This is a genomic window from Methylocystis sp. S23 (genome assembly GCF_054106005.1).
Map to the genome: position 1 here is coordinate 3,045,724 of NZ_CM134185.1, position 15,780 is coordinate 3,061,503.

Genomic DNA, 15,780 nt, shown 5'->3' on the forward strand with positions numbered 1-15,780 from the left:
GGCGGTCGGCTCCTAATCACTCCCCGTAAAGGGGAGGGATTTGCTCACGCCAGCGTTCACCCAAAGCCTATTCCTTCTCCTCCGTCTTCTTCGTCTCCACCCGCTCCGCCACCAGATAAAGCGGCCGGCCTTTCACCTCGTTGAAGATGCGGGCGACATATTCGCCGAGCACGCCGAGCGAGATGAGCTGCACGCCGGAGAAGAAGGCGATCGACACGACGAGGGTCGGGAAGCCCGGCGTATCGACGCCGAACAGCATGGTGCGGATCCAGTAATAGGCGGCCATGCCGAGCGCGAAGCAGGAGATGGCCAGTCCGACATAGGTCCAGACCTTGAGCGGGATCGACGAGAAGGACATCAGCCCGTCCAGCGCGAAGCGAACGAGACGGGTGAAATTGAATTTCGAGGCGCCGCTGGCGCGGGCGTCGACTTCGAAGGGCACGCCGACGGATTTGAATCCGATCCACGCATAAAGGCCCTTATTGAAGCGCGCGCGCTCGCGCATCGAGAGCAGGGCGTTCACCGCCTGCCGGTCGAGCAGCCGAAAATCGCCGGCGCCCGGCGGCAGCGCGACGTCGCCAAATTTCTCCAGCAGGCTGTAGAAGAGCTCCGTGAGGACCGTCCGCATTTTGGGGTCGGTCGCGCGGTCGGTGCGCTGGCCGTAGACATTCTTGTAGCCGGCGCGCCATTTCTCGACGAATAGCGAGATCACCTCCGGCGGATGCTGCAGGTCGGAATCCATGATGACCACGGCCCGGCCGCGGGCCTCGTCCAGCCCGGCGGCGATGGCGACCTCCTTGCCGAAATTGCGGGAGAAGGAGAGGGCGCGGAAGCGCGGCTCCTCGGCGCAAAGCGCGCGCAGCTCCTCGAGACTCTCATCATGGGAGCCGTCGTCGACGAAGATCGCCTCGAAGGTCGCATTGGCGGCCGCAAGGGCCGGCGTCAGCCGCGCGGCGAGCGGGCGGAGATTGGCGCGCTCATTGTATACGGGGATGACGACCGATATATCGGGGGGCTCGATGCTGTCGCTCATGCGTCGTTTCAATCAGAAAATTCGGGCGCGGCATAGATAGTGGGGGATCGGCGACGATGGCGAAAGACCGCATCATCGCGCTTTGCGCGGACGATTACGGCCTCTCCTATGGCGTGAGCGTCGGCATTCTGAAAGCGCTCGACGCGGGCAGGCTGACGGCGGTCTCGGCGCTCGTCACGGGACCGCGCTGGCCGGCCATGGGCCGCGAATTGCTGCGCCATTCCCGGAACGCCGATGTCGGCCTGCATTTCAACCTGACGCTGGGGCGGCCGCTCGGGCGCATGCCGGAATTCGCGCCGGGCGGGACGTTCCCGCCCGTCTCGAAAGTCATTCGCATGGCCATGCGCGGCAAGCTCCCGATGGCGGAAATCCGCGCCGAGATCGACCGGCAATTGGACCGTTTCGAGGCGGTGATGGAGCGCCGCCCCGATTTCGTGGACGGGCACCAGCATGTGCATGTTCTGCCGGGCGTTCGCGAGGCGCTGCTGGACGCGATGCTTGCGCGCAAGCTCAATGGCCGCGCCTGGCTGCGCAACGCCGCGGACAGCCTGCATCGCATCGCCGCGCGCCGCGCGCATGCGCGCAAGGCGCTCACGGTGCGGGCGCTGGCCTCGGGGTTTCACCGCGCGGCGCATTGGCGGGGCTTCGCCGTCAATGACGGCTTTGCCGGCTTTTCCGATTTCGATCCGGGGAAGGATTATGCGAGGTCCTTCGAGACCTATCTGCGCGCGCCCGGCCGCGCGCATCTCGTGATGTGCCATCCGGGCCATGTCGACGACGAGTTGACGGCGCAGGACCCGGTGACGATCACGCGCGAGCAGGAGCTCGCCTTTCTTCTCTCGCCGCGCTTGCCCGAGATGCTGGAGAAGGGCGGCCTGAAGCTGACGCGGCTGAGTGCGGCCCTGAACAAGTGAGCCTCGCCGTGCCGCCGTCATTGCGAGGAGGTGTAGCCGACGACGCAATCCAGGGCGGCGACGTGGTTCTGGATTGCTTCGCCTTCGGCTCGCAATGACGGGGCGCGAGTTGCGGCGTCGGCGGGCGCCGTTCATCGCGTCGCCGCAGCGCCGGATGGCCCCGTTCGCAATGACGCATCCGCCGTCATTGCGAGGAGGCATAGCCGACGAAGCAATCCAGCGCCGTGACGTGGGCTCTGGATTGCTTCGCCTTCGGCTCGCAATGACGGGCGGGCGTTGCGGCGGCGACGGCGACGCTTATCGCGTCGTCGCAGCGCTGGATTGCTCCGTTCGCAATGACGGCGGGGGAGGGCTTCTTACAGCTCCACGTCGCCGGCTTCGGCCAGCGCGGCGCCGACTTCGAGGCCGAGATCGTCGATCGAGGTTTCCTCGCGGGTGGTGACCGATTCGCCGCGGGCCTGGCGCTCGGCCTCTTCCTCCGAACGGGCGACGTTGACCGTAATCTTGACGTCCACCTCGGGGTGCAGATGCACCGGCACGGCGTGGAGGCCCAGCGCCTTGATCGGATGCGTCAGAACGATCTGGTTGCGGTTGAGCGAGAAGCCGCCGGCCGTCGCGGCGTCGGCGACGTCGCGCGTCGCGACCGAGCCGTAGAGATGGCCGCTCTCGCCCGCCTGGCGGATGATGACGAAGGTCTGGCCGTCGAGCTTCTCGGCGACGGCCTCAGCCTCTTTCTTGGCCTCGAGATTGCGGGCCTCGATCTGGGCGCGCTGGGTCTCGAAATGCTTCTTGTTGCCCTCCGTCGCGCGCAGCGCCTTGCCGCGGGCAAGGAGGAAATTGCGGGCGTAGCCGTCGCGGACCTTGACCGTGTCGCCCATCTGGCCGAGCTTGGCCACGCGTTCGAGCAGAATGACTTCCATTTTCTTCTTCTCCGAGAGTTGGCGCCTTTGTCAGGAAAATCCGGCCGGTGTCAATCCGATTCCGGGGATTTCTGGGTCTGACTGGGCGCCGCGGCCAGTTTCCGGTCGCGATAGTTGAACAGGGCGTCGGCCGCGCCGAGCACGGCGAGGGGTATGATCGGCCAGATGAGGAAGCCGAGCATGAAATAGAGAATCGAGAGCACGAGCGCGCTGGATTTCGATCCGCGCACAAAGGCGTGCACGACGGCGAGGCCCTGCAGCATCAACAGCGCGCCCATGGTCGTGACGAGCACGAGGCCGATCGCGCCGGAAGGGCCCTGAAAGAAAGTCAGGGCGAGGCCGGACAGGAACAGACCCGCCACGGCGCGCGGCAGGCGAAAATCCATGGCGATATCCGGCCAGGGGCGCCCGAGCAGCCCCGAGGCGCGGGCGATGGAGCCGCCTACCCAGCTATTGGCGACGTGGATGAGGAGGCCGTAGCCGGCTAAAAAGGCGGGAACGGCCCGCGCGACCTGGCCGGACAGCTCGGTCGGACTCATCGCCTCGGGGATTTCCTTGTTCCGATGCATGGAGTCGAGCATCAGGAAGGCTCGGGCGCGGATCGGATTCAGCGCCTCGTCCAGCGATCCGTAGCTGAAAGTGGCGACGACGAGCCAGAGAATGACCGCGAAAGCCAGCGCCCCGGCGGCGGCGAGGCAGGCCCAGCTCGAATAATTAGCGCCGATCAGGTCGCGGCGGTCGCGCGGCGCGCCGGACGCGGCGTAGGCCGCGAGCCAAGCGGGAATCGCGACGAGCAGGGCGTAGGCCATGCCGAGTCCGGCTCCCGACAGAACCGAAAGCAGCAGCGTCGCGGCGATCGCGGCCGTTGCGCCATGGATGACGCCGAAGCCGAGCGCGACGATGGCGAGCGGCAGCGGCGCGAGATGGGCGAAGATGAGCCCGCCGAACCCGCCCCGCGCGACGACGGCGGCGATCGCGGCGGCCGCGACGCCGCCGAGGATCGAGACGCCAATATTCTGCGGCGATAATACGCTCTTGTCGGGCACGGCGCGTCGCTTCCGGTCGAGATTCGCGGCCCGATCCACAAAGATGCGCGATCAAGCCAAAAAGCGCCGAAACGACCTTCCGGCCGGCGGCGCGACGGGGCCTTTTAATCCGCGGCGTGCGGAAGGGCAAGAGAAAGGCGGCCGGGGCGATCGGCCGAAGTCGGTCGCGCCCGCCTCGTTCAGTGCCTGCCCGGCTCGAGCTTCACGCCGCGCCGCTCATAATGGATGTAGGAGAGGAGGGCGGTCATTTTGGGATCGTCGGCGGCCAGCGGCTGCCCCTGCAGCGGGTTGCGGATGCACCAGTTCACCATCTCCCAGAGCTGCGCGACCTTGCCGAGCTGCTTCTGGAATTTCGGATAGGTCTCGGGATGCGTATTGGCGGCGTTGGGATGGCATTGGCCGCAGGCGACGCCATTGGTTCCCACCTCGCCGCTCGTCCAGAGCGTGCGGCCTTTCTTGGCGACCGACTCATATTCGGCCTGCCAGCGATCAATATCCGCCTGCTTGAACTCGTCGGCGAACGCGGGGGCGGCGGAAAGCCCGATCGCAAGGGAAAGAACGGTCATGTGGCGGCGCATAATATTGCTCCATATTGCTCCCGATCAGTAATGTGCCTGGGCGGTCTTGCGGCGCTTGGGGTCCTGGTGGGTCTTGTCGACGGGATGGCCCTGCGCCGGATCGAAGCCGACGACGCGCGAATCATTGTCCCAGAGCTGATAGCGCGCCGTGACGCGCCCCGAATGCATGTCGACAAGCTGCCACCCGGTGGCGTCGCGCTCGAAGAAGGGGTCGGCGCGGTTCATCGGCACGGTGAGCACGGGCAGATGGCTCTCCGCCTGCGCATAGGTCTCGGGGTAAGGCCAGGGCCAGGCCGTCGCCATCACCGAATTGAAGGCGATGTTGCCGATCTGGTTGTATTGGATCTGGTGGACGTGGCCGTAGATGACGTTCACGCTCTTGAACGGCGCGAGCAGGGCCTGCACCTCCTCGGCGTCGTCGGTCCAGAAGTTCCAGCCCTTGTAGATTTTCTGCAGAGGCGAATGCGAGAAGACCACGATGGGCGTGTCCTTCGAGATCTTCGAAAGATCGTCCGCGAGCCATTTGCGCTGCTTCTCGCCGACCATGAAGGGCGAGCCGTTCGGGTTGTCGAGCCCCGCCATTTCCAGCATCCGCCGCTCGGCGGTCGGCCAGCGGTGGAAGGTCCATTCATCCGTGGTGAGGATGGAGTTCAGCACGATGAAATGCACGCCCTTGACGTCGAAGCTGTACCATTGCGGCCCGTAGAGCTTCGACCAATATTCGCCAAGGTCCAGATAGTAGTCGTGCTCGCCCATGACGCAGCGCAGCTTGCCCTTCACCGCGGCGAGCATCTCCGCGCCGTGATCGAGCTCCTCGCGCTTGCCGAGCTGCGCGAGGTCGCCGCCGAACATCACGAAATCAACCTCCGGCTGGATGAGATTGGCTTCGGCGACCGCGCGCTTGAGCCCCATGTCCCAGTTGCGCACGAACTTCGCGCCCTTGATCTGCTGGATATGCGAATCCGAGATATAGGTGAAGGACACGTCGTCGCGCGCGCCGGCGAAAGCGAGTCTCACCATGCTGATCGGCGGGGTTGTGAGCGCGCCGGCGATTCCCGCGGCTCCCGCAGCCATCACGCTGCGCCTCGTAACGAGTTTGGTCATCTTGCTCTCCCAGCGATTCGAGGCCGCGTCATTTCGCTTGTGCGCGGGCGACCGACGGACTCGTCAGGGTCTCCAGAAAGGCGACGAGGTCGTCTATTTGCCGATCCGAGAGATCGAGAGGCCGGATGCCGCCGGACAGATAGGGATTGACGGGATTGGGGTCGCCCGGGCTCTTGCCGCCCTCATTATAGTGTTTCACCACGTCCTTCAGCGTCTTCAGCGACCCGTCATGCATGTAGGGCGCGGTGAGCGCGATGTTGCGCAGGGTCGAGGTCTTGAAGCCGCCGATCTCGTCAAAGGCGTTGGTCACCGCAAAGCGCCCCAGATCGGAGGTTTTCGGATCGGCGAGCACGGCCTTGTCGACATCGGCGCCGGCGGCCTTCGCCTTCAGGAACTCGCCCGCCAGCCGCGGCACGTCGTCCTGAATGCGATTGAGGCCGATCCCGATATTGTGGAACCTGTTGTCCGTGAAAAGCGCCTGCGTCTGCTCGACGACATGGCAGGACACGCAGCGGCCCTGGCCGACGAAGACCTCGAAGCCGCGCTTGGCCTGATCGCTGATCGCATTGGCGTCGCCGCCGAAATACCATCTGTCGAAAGGCGAGTCGCCGGAGACGACGGTGCGCTCGAAGGCGGCGATGGCCTTCTTCACTTCCTCCATCGTGACGTCCGTGCCGCTCTTGCCGAAGGCCTTCTTGAAACCGTCGACATAGGCGGGGTCCTCGCGCACGATCTTCAGCACGGGCGCGTGATCCTGGAGGCCCATCTCGACCGGATTCACCATCGGGAATTGCGACTGGTCCTCCAGCGAGGCGGAGCGTCCGTCCCAGAACATCGTCGTGAAATAGGCGGCGTTCAGCACCGTCGGCGCGTTGCGCGTGCCGGTCAGCTTGTGATGCCCCTCGGACGTCTTCAGCGGACTGTCGGTGAAAGCCTTCTTGTCATTGTGGCAGGTCGCGCAGCTCACCGTTCCGTCGATCGAGAAGCGCGGATCGTGAAAGAGCTTGTCGCCAAGCGCGATCTTCTCGGGAGTTTGAGGATTGTCGGCCGGGACGGGCAAGGGCGGCAGACCGAGCGGGTCGGCCGCGGCGACGCCGATCCCCAAGCCGAAAGCCAAGGCGAGCGCCTTTACGGCGCCTCTGTTCCCACACAAGCTGCGCATGGAAGCTCCCTCCCCTCGCGAACGACCTGCCTTGGGCCGCGCGCTTTTTGATTTCAGGGTGGGGCGCTGCTTTCGCCGGACAAGTCTCACCTGCGAAATTACTATGTCTTGGCGCATCGCGCTACGGCGCAGTAGCGGGCGAAGGCGCGACGCCTGTCGTCGCGCCTTCGCAAATTTGCGCTCTGACGCGCATGGCCGTCCGTCCGGGCCGCCGAGGGCTTCCGCCATGTCTGGGGTTGTGGTAGCCGGGAGCGCAAGCTTCGCGCGCGCCGTGCGGCGGGGCGGTCAGCTTTCAACGCTCAAAGCTGCAAGGGGAGAGGAACGAATGTCCGGATTTCGGATCGCCGCGCTCGGCGCGACGCTGCTTTTTCCAGTTATGGCCCATGCCGGCGATCTGCGCGCCGACGCCAATGCGGTCTTCAAGCCGATCGACGCCGGAAGCGTGAATTCGGTCGTCAAGAACAACGCGATCACGCCGGCCAAGGTCGAGCTCGGCAAGAAGCTCTTCTTCGATCCGCGCCTGTCGAAGAGCCAGATCATCAGCTGCAATAGCTGCCATAATCTCGGCACGGGCGGCGAGGACTCCGGCCCGACCTCGATCGGCCATGGCTGGGCGAAGGGCCCGCGCCGCGCGCCGACCGTTCTCAACGCCGTGTTCAACGTCGCCCAGTTCTGGGACGGCCGCGCCGTCGACCTCAAGGCCCAGGCCAAAGGCCCGGTGCAGGCGGATGTGGAGATGAACAACACGCCGGCCGCGGTCGAGGCGACGCTGAAGAGCATGCCGGGCTATGTCGCCGATTTCCGGGCGGCCTTCCCGAACGACGCCAATCCGGTCAGCTTCGACAACATGGCCAACGCCATCGAGGCCTTCGAGGCGACGCTGACGACGCCGAATTCGAAATTCGACAAGTTCCTCGCCGGCGACGCCGGCGCGCTGAACGACACGGAGAAGAAGGGCCTGCGCCTGTTCATGGACAAGGGCTGCTCCGGCTGCCATTCCGGCGTGAATGTCGGCGGCAACGGCTACTTCCCCTTCGGCGTCGCTCAGAAGCCGGACGCGGCGATTCTGCCGGTCGCCGATCGCGGTCGCGCCAAGGTCACCAATAGCGACGCCGACGCCTTCGTGTTCCGCTCGGCTCCGCTGCGCAACGTCGCCCTGCGCGCGCCCTATTTCCACACCGGGTCGGTCTGGACGCTCGAGGAAGCCGTCGACGTGATGGCCAAATCCCAGCTCGGCGCGCCGCTTGCGCCGGACGAGAACGCCGCCATCGTGGCCTTCCTGGGAACGTTGACCGGCGACCAGCCGAAGGTCTCCTATCCGATTCTGCCCGCGCGCACGAAAGAGACGCCGCGTCCGCAATAGAAGCGTCCGGCGGCGAATGGCGAGAGGGGCGCGCCCAAAGCGCGCCCCGATCTTTTGCGAATTGAAATTCATCCTCTTTTTTGATTGCGGCAAAGCGTTTTGCGCGGGGCCAGAACGTCGCCTTGCGGGATTTTGGACAGAACGCCGCAGTCCTGTTGGCGGGGCGTCTCCAGGTGGCGCCATTGTTTTGCCATATCCGCCGACGCTCTGGGCTGATCTCTGACTAAGCAGCGAAAAAACAATCGATTATACGCAAGCAGCCACTGCCGCGCCGATCGCGTCAAACTACCCATTTAGGTAGTTTATTACCCATCTACTGGGGTTGTTATTACTATTCGATAGACAGTTTTCAGCTATACCAAGGGATATTGATATTATGTTGGTGAGGGGGAATGGTTGGTTCACGCTAGACGGGGTCTGAAGGCATGGCCTGGGAGGCGATGCGGTTAGGCTTTGTTTAGGCGGCGACGTCGGTGTTCGTCCGATAACAACAAGCGGCTTGCTTGGATGTTTGGATCTCTTGGGGGTTTCTGGGGATTTGGGCATTGAGGGCTGCGTCAAGAAAGGGCGGTAAGGCGTGGGTCGACGTTTTGGAACGTTTCCCGCCTAACGTTTAATCAAACGAGGACGAAGCGGCTCTGTTCTGGGAGGCGGAGCTTTTACCGGTCACGCGCATATCCCTGGGAGCACATAGGAGGAGTTAAATATGAGCTCGACGACTAGCGCTGCTGCTGGCGCAGCTGCTGAGGTAGAGTCCGTAGTCGATCTGCGTGGCATGTGGATTGGCTTGGCTCTGCTGAACGTATTTTATCTGATCGTGCGCATTTACGAGCAGATCTATGGCTGGCGCGCCGGCCTGGATTCGTTTGCGCCGGAGTTCCAGACCTACTGGATGTCGATCCTTTGGACCGAGATTCCGCTGGAGCTGGTTTCGGGCCTTGGCCTTGCGGGCTATCTGTGGAAGACGCGCGACCGCAACGTCGACGCGGTTTCGCCGCGCGAGGAGATGCGCCGCCTGGTTGTCCTGGTTCAGTGGCTGGTGGTTTACGGCATCGCCATTTACTGGGGCGCTTCGTTCTTCACGGAGCAGGACGGCACGTGGCACATGACGGTTATCCGTGACACGGACTTCACGCCGTCGCACATCATCGAGTTCTACATGAGCTACCCGATCTATTCGGTGATCGCGGTCGGCGCTTTCTTCTATGCGAAGACGCGCATTCCGTATTTTGCTCATGGCTACTCGCTGGCGTTCCTGATCGTGGCGATTGGCCCGTTCATGATCATCCCGAACGTTGGCCTGAATGAGTGGGGCCACACCTTCTGGTTCATGGAAGAGCTGTTCGTGGCTCCGCTGCATTGGGGCTTCGTGTTCTTCGGCTGGATGGCGCTTGGCGTGTTCGGCGTGGTTCTGCAGATCCTGATGCGCATCCATGCGCTGATCGGCAAGGACGGCGTCGCCCTCCTGACCGAGTAAGACGGAACAGCCGCTCGCGCCCAAGGGCGCGGGCGGCGGTCTGGGCGCGGGATTTTTTCCAAACGGACATGGGATCGGACGGGTTCTGGCCGCGTGAGGCGACCGGGTAGTCTGGGTCTGTGTTGAAAACCGGGGCGAACCCGGGGTCGTTTGGAGGGAAGGTCGCGGCGCGGCGCGCAACGGCGCCGTGCGAGAGAAAGCCGGGCGGTCGGTTGTTTGCCGGTCGTTTGGGCGCGGGTCCGGGGTCGAAGCGCCTCGGGCCGGCGGCGATAAGAAAGCTCGGGGCCTGGAGGGTTTCCGAGAAACACCAAGGAGAAGAGTGATGTCACAATCGAAAAGCGGGGGGGCGGTCGGTCCGTTCAACTCCGTCGCCGAGGCGGCGGGTTGCGTCGCGACGACGGACTGGATGCTTCTGGTTCTGCTGTTCTTTGCCGTTCTGGGCGGCTATCACGTCCACTTCATGCTGACGGCGGGCGACTGGGACTTCTGGATTGACTGGAAGGATCGTCGTATGTGGCCGACGGTCGTGCCGATTCTGGGCGTGACCTTCTGCGCGGCGTCGCAGGCTTTCTGGTGGGTGAACTTCCGCCTTCCGTTCGGCGCCGTTTTCGCGGCTCTGGGCCTTCTGATTGGCGAGTGGATCAACCGCTACGTGAACTTCTGGGGCTGGACCTATTTCCCGATCAGCCTGGTGTTCCCGTCGGCTCTGATCGTTCCGGCGCTTTGGCTTGACGTGATCCTTCTTCTGTCGGGCTCCTATGTGATCACGGCGGTTGTGGGCTCGCTGGGCTGGGGTCTTTTGTTCTACCCGAACAACTGGCCGGCGATTGCGGCGTTCCACCAGGCGACCGAGCAGCATGGCCAGCTGATGACGCTTGCGGATCTGATCGGCTTCCACTTCGTCCGCACGTCGATGCCGGAATACATCCGCATGGTCGAGCGCGGCACGCTGCGCACCTTCGGTAAGGACGTTGTGCCGGTTGCGGCGTTCTTCTCGGGCTTCGTCTCGATGATGGTGTATTTCCTGTGGTGGTTCATGGGTCGCTGGTATTCCACGACCAAGGTCATCGACACCATCTGATGCGGGCCTGGCCGCGGCTTGGCCGTGGCCGGAACTCGAAGAAAGAGCAACGCGGACGGGCGCGGGTTGGATCGCCGATTTGGCCTGCCGTTCCGCGGATGAAAAAATCGGCTGGCGCGCGAGGCGCCGGCCGGAAGAGGAACCTGGGAGGTTTGTTCATGAAAAAGCTAGTCAAGCTCGCCGCCATTGGCGCGGCGGCTGCTGTGGCGGCGACGCTGGGAGCGGTTGCTCCGGCCTCGGCGCACGGCGAGAAGTCGCAGCAGGCGTTCCTTCGCATGCGCACGCTGAACTGGTATGACGTGCAGTGGTCGAAGACCTCGGTGAACGTCAACGAGGACATGGTCCTGTCCGGCAAGGTTCACGTCTTCTCGGCGTGGCCGCAGGCGGTCGCCAATCCGCGCGTTTCGTTCCTGAACGCCGGCGAGCCCGGCCCGGTTCTGGTCCGCACGGCTCAGTTCATTGGCGAGCAGTTCGCTCCTCGCTCGGTGTCGCTTGAGATCGGCAAGGACTACGCCTTCTCGATCAATCTGCGCGGCCGTCGCGCGGGCCGCTGGCACGTCCACGCCCAGGTCAACGTCGAGGGCGGCGGTCCGATCATCGGCCCCGGCCAGTGGATTGAGATCAAGGGCGACATGAAGGACTTCACCGACCCGGTGACGCTCCTTGACGGCTCGACGGTCGACCTTGAGCATTACGGCATCAGCCGCGTTTATGCGTGGCATCTGCCGTGGCTGGCGGTTGGCGCGGCGTGGATCCTGTTCTGGTTCATCCGGAAGGGCATCATCGCGTCGTATCTGCGGGTGGCGGAAGGCCGTCCGGATGACGTCATTGGCGACGACGACCGCCGCATTGGCGCGATTGTCCTGGCTCTGACGATCCTGGCGACGATTGTCGGCTACGCGGTGACGAACTCGACCTTCCCGCGCACGATCCCGCTTCAGGCCGGCTTGCAGAAGCCGCTGACGCCGATCGAGACGGAAGGCACGGCGGGCGTGGGCAAGGAGCAGGTGACGACCGAGCTGAACGGCGGCGTCTACAAGGTTCCGGGCCGCGAGCTGACGATCAACGTGAAGGTCAAGAACGGCACGTCGCAGCCGGTTCGCCTCGGCGAATATACGGCGGCTGGCCTGCGCTTCCTGAACCCGGCGGTGTTCACGACGAAGCCTGACTTCCCGGATTACCTGCTTGCCGACCGCGGCCTGTCGAACGACGACACGATCGCGCCGGGCGAGTCGAAGGAGATCGTGGTGAAGATCCAGGACGCGCGTTGGGACATTGAGCGTCTGTCGGACCTGGCCTACGACACGGACAGCCAGATCGGCGGCCTGCTGTTCTTCTTCTCGCCGGACGGCAAGCGCTTCGCGGCTGAGATCGGCGGCCCGGTGATTCCGAAGTTCGTCGCCGGCGACATGCCCTAAGCGAACCGAAATCGCTAAATAACGCGCCGGCCGGACGAAAGTCCGGCCGGTCGCTTTTTGAGGGGGGAAGGGATCCGCGCTTCTCGCCGCCATATTGGCGAGATCGCGCCGCCATGGAGCGGAATCGCTCGCGGAACACGACCGGCTCCCGGATCAGGCGTGCGCTTCCGGGGAAAGCGCTTTCCGCCACGTTCCAGCTTTTCGACCGTCTTTGTTTGCTGAAGATCAATTGGTGCGTCCTTTAGACGCAAATCGTTTCAAGGCTTTTTGCTCGCGCCTCGGCCCATTTTGGATGCAAAGTAGCGCTTGAGGGCGTGTTTGCGCCATTCGCGGTCATTGCCGTGACTTGGCCGTGAGCTTAAGAAACTGGAGCGCCGGCTGGAGACGGGAACGAGTCGCGAGCGGGCGCCGCGGCCTTTGCAGCCGGTAAAACAAGAAAAGAGCGGCGCGCAAGGCGCGCTCGAAAATCGAGGGAAGAAATGATGAAATGGCGTAGCCTTGCAGCGGCCCTCCTTGGCGCCGCGCTTTCGTTCGGTCTCGCGCCGCAGGCGCGCGCGGAGGGCGGCGCGGGGCCGGAGGCCATGTCCATGGGCAATATGTGCATGGTCATGTTCGGCTATGACATGATCCACATCACGGTCTTCCAGCCCGACAAGTCGCGCAGCGAATATTGCAGCGAGATTCCGGCGGTCGGCCGCACTATCATGGTCTTCGACCTGGAGACGCCGTCCTTCCGCGATTTGCCGCTGGAATTGCGCGTCATCCGCGATCCCTTGACGCCGGTTCTGCCGACGGGCGCGGACCTCGAGGCGATCACGGAGCTGCATCTGCCTGCGAAGAAATACACGAAGGGCACATTCAGCATCGAGCACAACTTTGCGAATAACGGCCACTATATTGGCCTGGTGACGCTGACGAAGGAAAATGGCGAGCAGCAGACCGAGCAGTTCAAATTCATGGTCGGCGAAACGCTCTGGGCCTGGGTTCCGCAGATCGCCGGCACGATCCTGATCGCGGGCATGGTGTTCGTCTATTGGAAGCACACTCATCCGACGCCCAAGAAGAAGAAAGAGGCGGACGAGACCGTGGCGTCTTGAAGGCGCGACGGCGCGTGAGTATTTGAAAAGAGAGAAAAAAGACCAAAAGGGGCCAGTTTGCGCCTCAGGGGAAACGCCATGAAGGGACTGATCATTTCTTCGCGCCGCATTCTCGGCCTCGCCTGTGCGGGCGCGATCGCGGCTTGCGCGGCGACGCCGGCTTTCGCGCATTCCTTCCTCGTCGAGGCGACGCCCTCGTCGAAGGACCACGTCGCATCTTCGCCAAAGACGGTGAAACTGCGTTTCGGCGGCGGGGTGGAGCCGAAATATTCGAAGATCACGGTGGAGGACGCCGGCGGCAAGGTTCTCGGCGAAGGCTCGATCGGCGCGCCCGACAAGCCGCGGGAACTGTCGATGGAGTCGCCCGAGCTCGCGCCGGGCAAATATGTCGTCCGCTATCGCGTCCTCTCGACGGACGGCCATATCGTCGAGGGCAATTACGAATTTACGGTCGACCCGAAATAAGGCGCGGCGGGACCGGCTGAGGACAGAAGGGAGCGCCGGCGCGACAGGCCGGCGGTTTCCGGCCCCGCGCCGTCCGGCGCGGCTTTCTCCATCGAAAAGAGCGGAACGGCAAAAGGCGAGAATCGACGATGTATCTTTCTCTCGCATTCATACGCTTCCTTGAAAGTCTGCCGTCGGCGCTCGCGGTCGGATTGCTCCTCATGCCGCGGCTCATCGGCGAGAATTCCGGGCGCTTCAAGATTCCGGTTGCCGCGGCGGCGGTTCTCCGGGCGCTGCTCGGCTTTCCGCTGCTTTATCTCATTGCGCGCAACATCATTCCCGCCGAGCGTCCGCTGGATTTGAGCCTGCTGGCGGAGTTCACCTTCGGCACGAGCGTCGGCAAGGCCTGGCTTGCGACGCAGCTTCTCGCCTTCGCCTTCGCCGGGCTGGCCGTCGCGCGCTTATATGTCCCGTCCGACCTGCTTGACAAAGCGACGCTCCTTGCCGGCGTCGCCGTCCTTGCCGTCGTGTCGGTGACCGGCCACGCGATCGACGACGGCCTGCCGCTCTGGACGCAGCTCAGCTTCCTTCTGCATACGGCGGCGGGCCTGGTCTGGCTCGGCGGCCTGCTCGGGCTCGTCTGGTGGATGTTCACCGCGCGGAGCAAGCCGCCGGAAGTCGCGGCGCAGCTCGCCGAACGCTGGTCCATGGTGGCGAAGGTCGCCATCGGCCTCGTCGCGGTGACCGGCGTCGCCATGGCTTACGAGAATGTCGGCAGCGTTCCGAACATGCTCGCGACGCCCTATGGGCGGCTGCTGACGCTCAAGCTCGCCATGCTGTGCGCCGTGCTGCTCTGCGCGCTCGCCATCGTGCGCTACATGCATGCGCGTCCGGCCGGCGGCCCGTTCAATGTGGATTGGGTCGGCAAGGTCGGCGCCCTCGAGGCGGTCTTCGGTCTCGGGCTCCTGGGAGTCGCCGGCTATATCGCCGTGATCACGCCCGCCTCGCATGAGACGGATATCTATTGGCCGCTGCCCTTCCGCCTCTCTTATATCGCGACCTGGGGCCAGAAGCCGGTCTTCCCGTCGCCGATCTGGTGGTGGGCCATCGCTTCCGGCGTCCTCGCCATCGTCGCGGCGCTGGTCTGGTGGACGCCGGCGACGCGCGAGAAGCGGCTCTATGCGACGCCCGCGGCGACGATCGGGGCGTTGTTCTGCCTGGCGGTCTCCTTCTCGACCGAGGCCTATACCGACACCTATAACGACCCGACTCAGGATTTCACCGCGGAATCGATCACGCGCGGCATGACGGCGTTCCAGGAGAATTGCGTCGGCTGTCACGGACCGATGGGCGAGGGCAACGGTCCCATGGGCAAGGATCTGAAAAACGCTCAGGGGCTGAAGATCGAGCCCGCCGATCTCACGGCGCCGCATGTCGGCACGCATACGATCGGCGACATCTTCCATTGGCTGACATTTGGCGGCCAGAGCGGCGTCATGCCGAGCTTCGCCCATGTGCTCGACGTCGACGACCGCTGGGACATGATCAACTATCTGCTGATCCTGTCGAGCACCAACCGCTCGCGCTTCATCGGTCCCCAGGCGATGATCCAGTGGCTCATCGCGCCGGATTTCGCGCTGATCGATTCGAAGGAGGAGATCACGACCTTCTTCAAGCTGCGCGGCAAGCCGACGCTCTTGTCTTTCGCGCGCTGCGCGGCGACGGGCGACGAGAAGAAGGAACTTGATGCGAGCCTGTTGAAGGCCGCCGATACGGCGAGATCGGCCGGCGTCAATCACGTCACGGTGTTTAGCGGCGATTGTCCGGCGGAGGCGAAGGGCAGGGAGGCGCTGCATCCGGCCGCCGTCGAGAAGGCCTATTCGATCATCAACCGCCATCCCAACGTCCCTTACACGAGCGAGATCGAGCAGGCGCATTTCCTCGTGGACCGTTCCGGCTATGTGCGCGCCCGCTTCAAGCAGTTCGGCGCGGAGGACGGCGCCGCCGCGCAGTTCGCGGCTCAGGCGGCCGTGCTGGCGCAGGAGCCGCTCGTGGAGATCAACCTGCACTCGCATTGAGGCGCGGGCAACATGCATGGGGGCGGTCTTTTTCGTGCCGGCGGACAAGCCGGCCGCATTAGGGA

Annotated in this window: 14 protein-coding genes; 8 read left to right on the forward strand and 6 right to left on the reverse strand. The window is 64.1% G+C overall.

Features of this window, described 5'->3' with window-relative positions:
- Positions 1-67 precede the first annotated feature (67 nt).
- Positions 68-1,033, reverse strand: a complete 966-nt coding sequence (locus ACV7JP_RS14910) for a glycosyltransferase family 2 protein (protein ID WP_457796447.1) — start codon at positions 1,031-1,033, stop codon at positions 68-70.
- A gap of 56 nt (positions 1,034-1,089) precedes the next feature.
- On the opposite strand from ACV7JP_RS14910, the gene ACV7JP_RS14915 reads away from it, so the two are divergent.
- Complete coding sequence (locus ACV7JP_RS14915) at positions 1,090-1,947, forward strand: ChbG/HpnK family deacetylase (RefSeq protein ID WP_457796448.1); 858 nt, start codon at positions 1,090-1,092, stop codon at positions 1,945-1,947.
- A gap of 356 nt (positions 1,948-2,303) precedes the next feature.
- Here ACV7JP_RS14915 and rplI read toward each other — a convergent pair whose 3' ends face one another.
- The 5 genes from rplI to ACV7JP_RS14940 form a co-directional block, all read right to left on the reverse strand.
- Positions 2,304-2,867: a 50S ribosomal protein L9 gene (gene rplI, locus ACV7JP_RS14920; RefSeq protein ID WP_457796449.1), complete on the reverse strand. Its 564-nt coding sequence runs from the start codon at positions 2,865-2,867 to the stop codon at positions 2,304-2,306.
- 50 nt (positions 2,868-2,917) lie between these two features.
- Entirely contained in the window at positions 2,918-3,913 is a 996-nt protein-coding gene (locus tag ACV7JP_RS14925; RefSeq protein WP_457796450.1) for a DUF2232 domain-containing protein, read from the reverse strand.
- A 179-nt stretch (positions 3,914-4,092) separates the two neighbouring features.
- Complete coding sequence (locus tag ACV7JP_RS14930) at positions 4,093-4,479, reverse strand: c-type cytochrome (RefSeq protein ID WP_457796451.1); 387 nt, start codon at positions 4,477-4,479, stop codon at positions 4,093-4,095.
- Between the two features lie 36 nt (positions 4,480-4,515).
- Positions 4,516-5,595, reverse strand: a complete 1,080-nt coding sequence (locus ACV7JP_RS14935) for a metallophosphoesterase family protein (protein ID WP_457796452.1) — start codon at positions 5,593-5,595, stop codon at positions 4,516-4,518.
- Between the two features lie 28 nt (positions 5,596-5,623).
- On the reverse strand, positions 5,624-6,757 hold the full coding sequence (locus ACV7JP_RS14940) for a cytochrome-c peroxidase (RefSeq protein WP_457796453.1): 1,134 nt from the start codon (positions 6,755-6,757) through the stop codon (positions 5,624-5,626).
- Between the two features lie 325 nt (positions 6,758-7,082).
- Between ACV7JP_RS14940 and ACV7JP_RS14945 the strand changes: the two genes are divergently transcribed.
- The 7 genes from ACV7JP_RS14945 (at position 7,083) to ACV7JP_RS14975 (ending at position 15,715) form a co-directional block, all read left to right on the forward strand.
- Positions 7,083-8,120: a cytochrome-c peroxidase gene (locus tag ACV7JP_RS14945; RefSeq protein WP_457796454.1), complete on the forward strand. Its 1,038-nt coding sequence runs from the start codon at positions 7,083-7,085 to the stop codon at positions 8,118-8,120.
- 706 nt (positions 8,121-8,826) lie between these two features.
- Positions 8,827-9,597: a bacterial ammonia monooxygenase, subunit AmoC gene (amoC, locus tag ACV7JP_RS14950; RefSeq protein ID WP_457796455.1), complete on the forward strand. Its 771-nt coding sequence runs from the start codon at positions 8,827-8,829 to the stop codon at positions 9,595-9,597.
- A gap of 322 nt (positions 9,598-9,919) precedes the next feature.
- Positions 9,920-10,678, forward strand: coding sequence for a bacterial ammonia monooxygenase, subunit AmoA (gene amoA, locus ACV7JP_RS14955; RefSeq protein WP_457795482.1), 759 nt, complete (start codon positions 9,920-9,922; stop codon positions 10,676-10,678).
- 158 nt (positions 10,679-10,836) lie between these two features.
- Positions 10,837-12,096, forward strand: coding sequence for a bacterial ammonia monooxygenase, subunit AmoB (gene amoB, locus ACV7JP_RS14960; RefSeq protein ID WP_457795483.1), 1,260 nt, complete (start codon positions 10,837-10,839; stop codon positions 12,094-12,096).
- 479 nt (positions 12,097-12,575) lie between these two features.
- Complete coding sequence (locus ACV7JP_RS14965) at positions 12,576-13,193, forward strand: hypothetical protein (protein ID WP_457796456.1); 618 nt, start codon at positions 12,576-12,578, stop codon at positions 13,191-13,193.
- Between the two features lie 78 nt (positions 13,194-13,271).
- A complete protein-coding gene (locus tag ACV7JP_RS14970) occupies positions 13,272-13,658 on the forward strand; it encodes a copper resistance CopC family protein (protein ID WP_457796457.1) in 387 nt (128 codons plus the stop codon).
- A gap of 200 nt (positions 13,659-13,858) precedes the next feature.
- The gene (locus ACV7JP_RS14975) at positions 13,859-15,715 is read left to right on the forward strand and encodes a CopD family protein (protein ID WP_457796458.1); all 1,857 of its coding nucleotides are present in this window, start codon (positions 13,859-13,861) and stop codon (positions 15,713-15,715) included.
- Positions 15,716-15,780 lie beyond the last annotated feature (65 nt).

Bases quoted from the DNA above. Each gene is read 5' to 3' on its own strand.
- ACV7JP_RS14970 (WP_457796457.1), top strand. From the start codon at position 13,272: ATGAAGGGACTGATCATTTCTTCGCGCCGCATTCTCGGCCTCGCCTGT.
- ACV7JP_RS14930 (WP_457796451.1), bottom strand. From the start codon at position 4,479: ATGACCGTTCTTTCCCTTGCGATCGGGCTTTCCGCCGCCCCCGCGTTC.
- ACV7JP_RS14945 (WP_457796454.1), top strand. From the start codon at position 7,083: ATGTCCGGATTTCGGATCGCCGCGCTCGGCGCGACGCTGCTTTTTCCA.
- ACV7JP_RS14940 (WP_457796453.1), bottom strand. From the start codon at position 6,757: ATGCGCAGCTTGTGTGGGAACAGAGGCGCCGTAAAGGCGCTCGCCTTG.
- amoB (WP_457795483.1), top strand. From the start codon at position 10,837: ATGAAAAAGCTAGTCAAGCTCGCCGCCATTGGCGCGGCGGCTGCTGTG.
- ACV7JP_RS14975 (WP_457796458.1), top strand. From the start codon at position 13,859: ATGCCGCGGCTCATCGGCGAGAATTCCGGGCGCTTCAAGATTCCGGTT.
- ACV7JP_RS14910 (WP_457796447.1), bottom strand. From the start codon at position 1,033: ATGAGCGACAGCATCGAGCCCCCCGATATATCGGTCGTCATCCCCGTA.
- ACV7JP_RS14915 (WP_457796448.1), top strand. From the start codon at position 1,090: ATGGCGAAAGACCGCATCATCGCGCTTTGCGCGGACGATTACGGCCTC.
- amoC (WP_457796455.1), top strand. From the start codon at position 8,827: ATGAGCTCGACGACTAGCGCTGCTGCTGGCGCAGCTGCTGAGGTAGAG.
- ACV7JP_RS14965 (WP_457796456.1), top strand. From the start codon at position 12,576: ATGATGAAATGGCGTAGCCTTGCAGCGGCCCTCCTTGGCGCCGCGCTT.
- amoA (WP_457795482.1), top strand. From the start codon at position 9,920: ATGTCACAATCGAAAAGCGGGGGGGCGGTCGGTCCGTTCAACTCCGTC.
- rplI (WP_457796449.1), bottom strand. From the start codon at position 2,867: ATGGAAGTCATTCTGCTCGAACGCGTGGCCAAGCTCGGCCAGATGGGC.
- ACV7JP_RS14935 (WP_457796452.1), bottom strand. From the start codon at position 5,595: ATGACCAAACTCGTTACGAGGCGCAGCGTGATGGCTGCGGGAGCCGCG.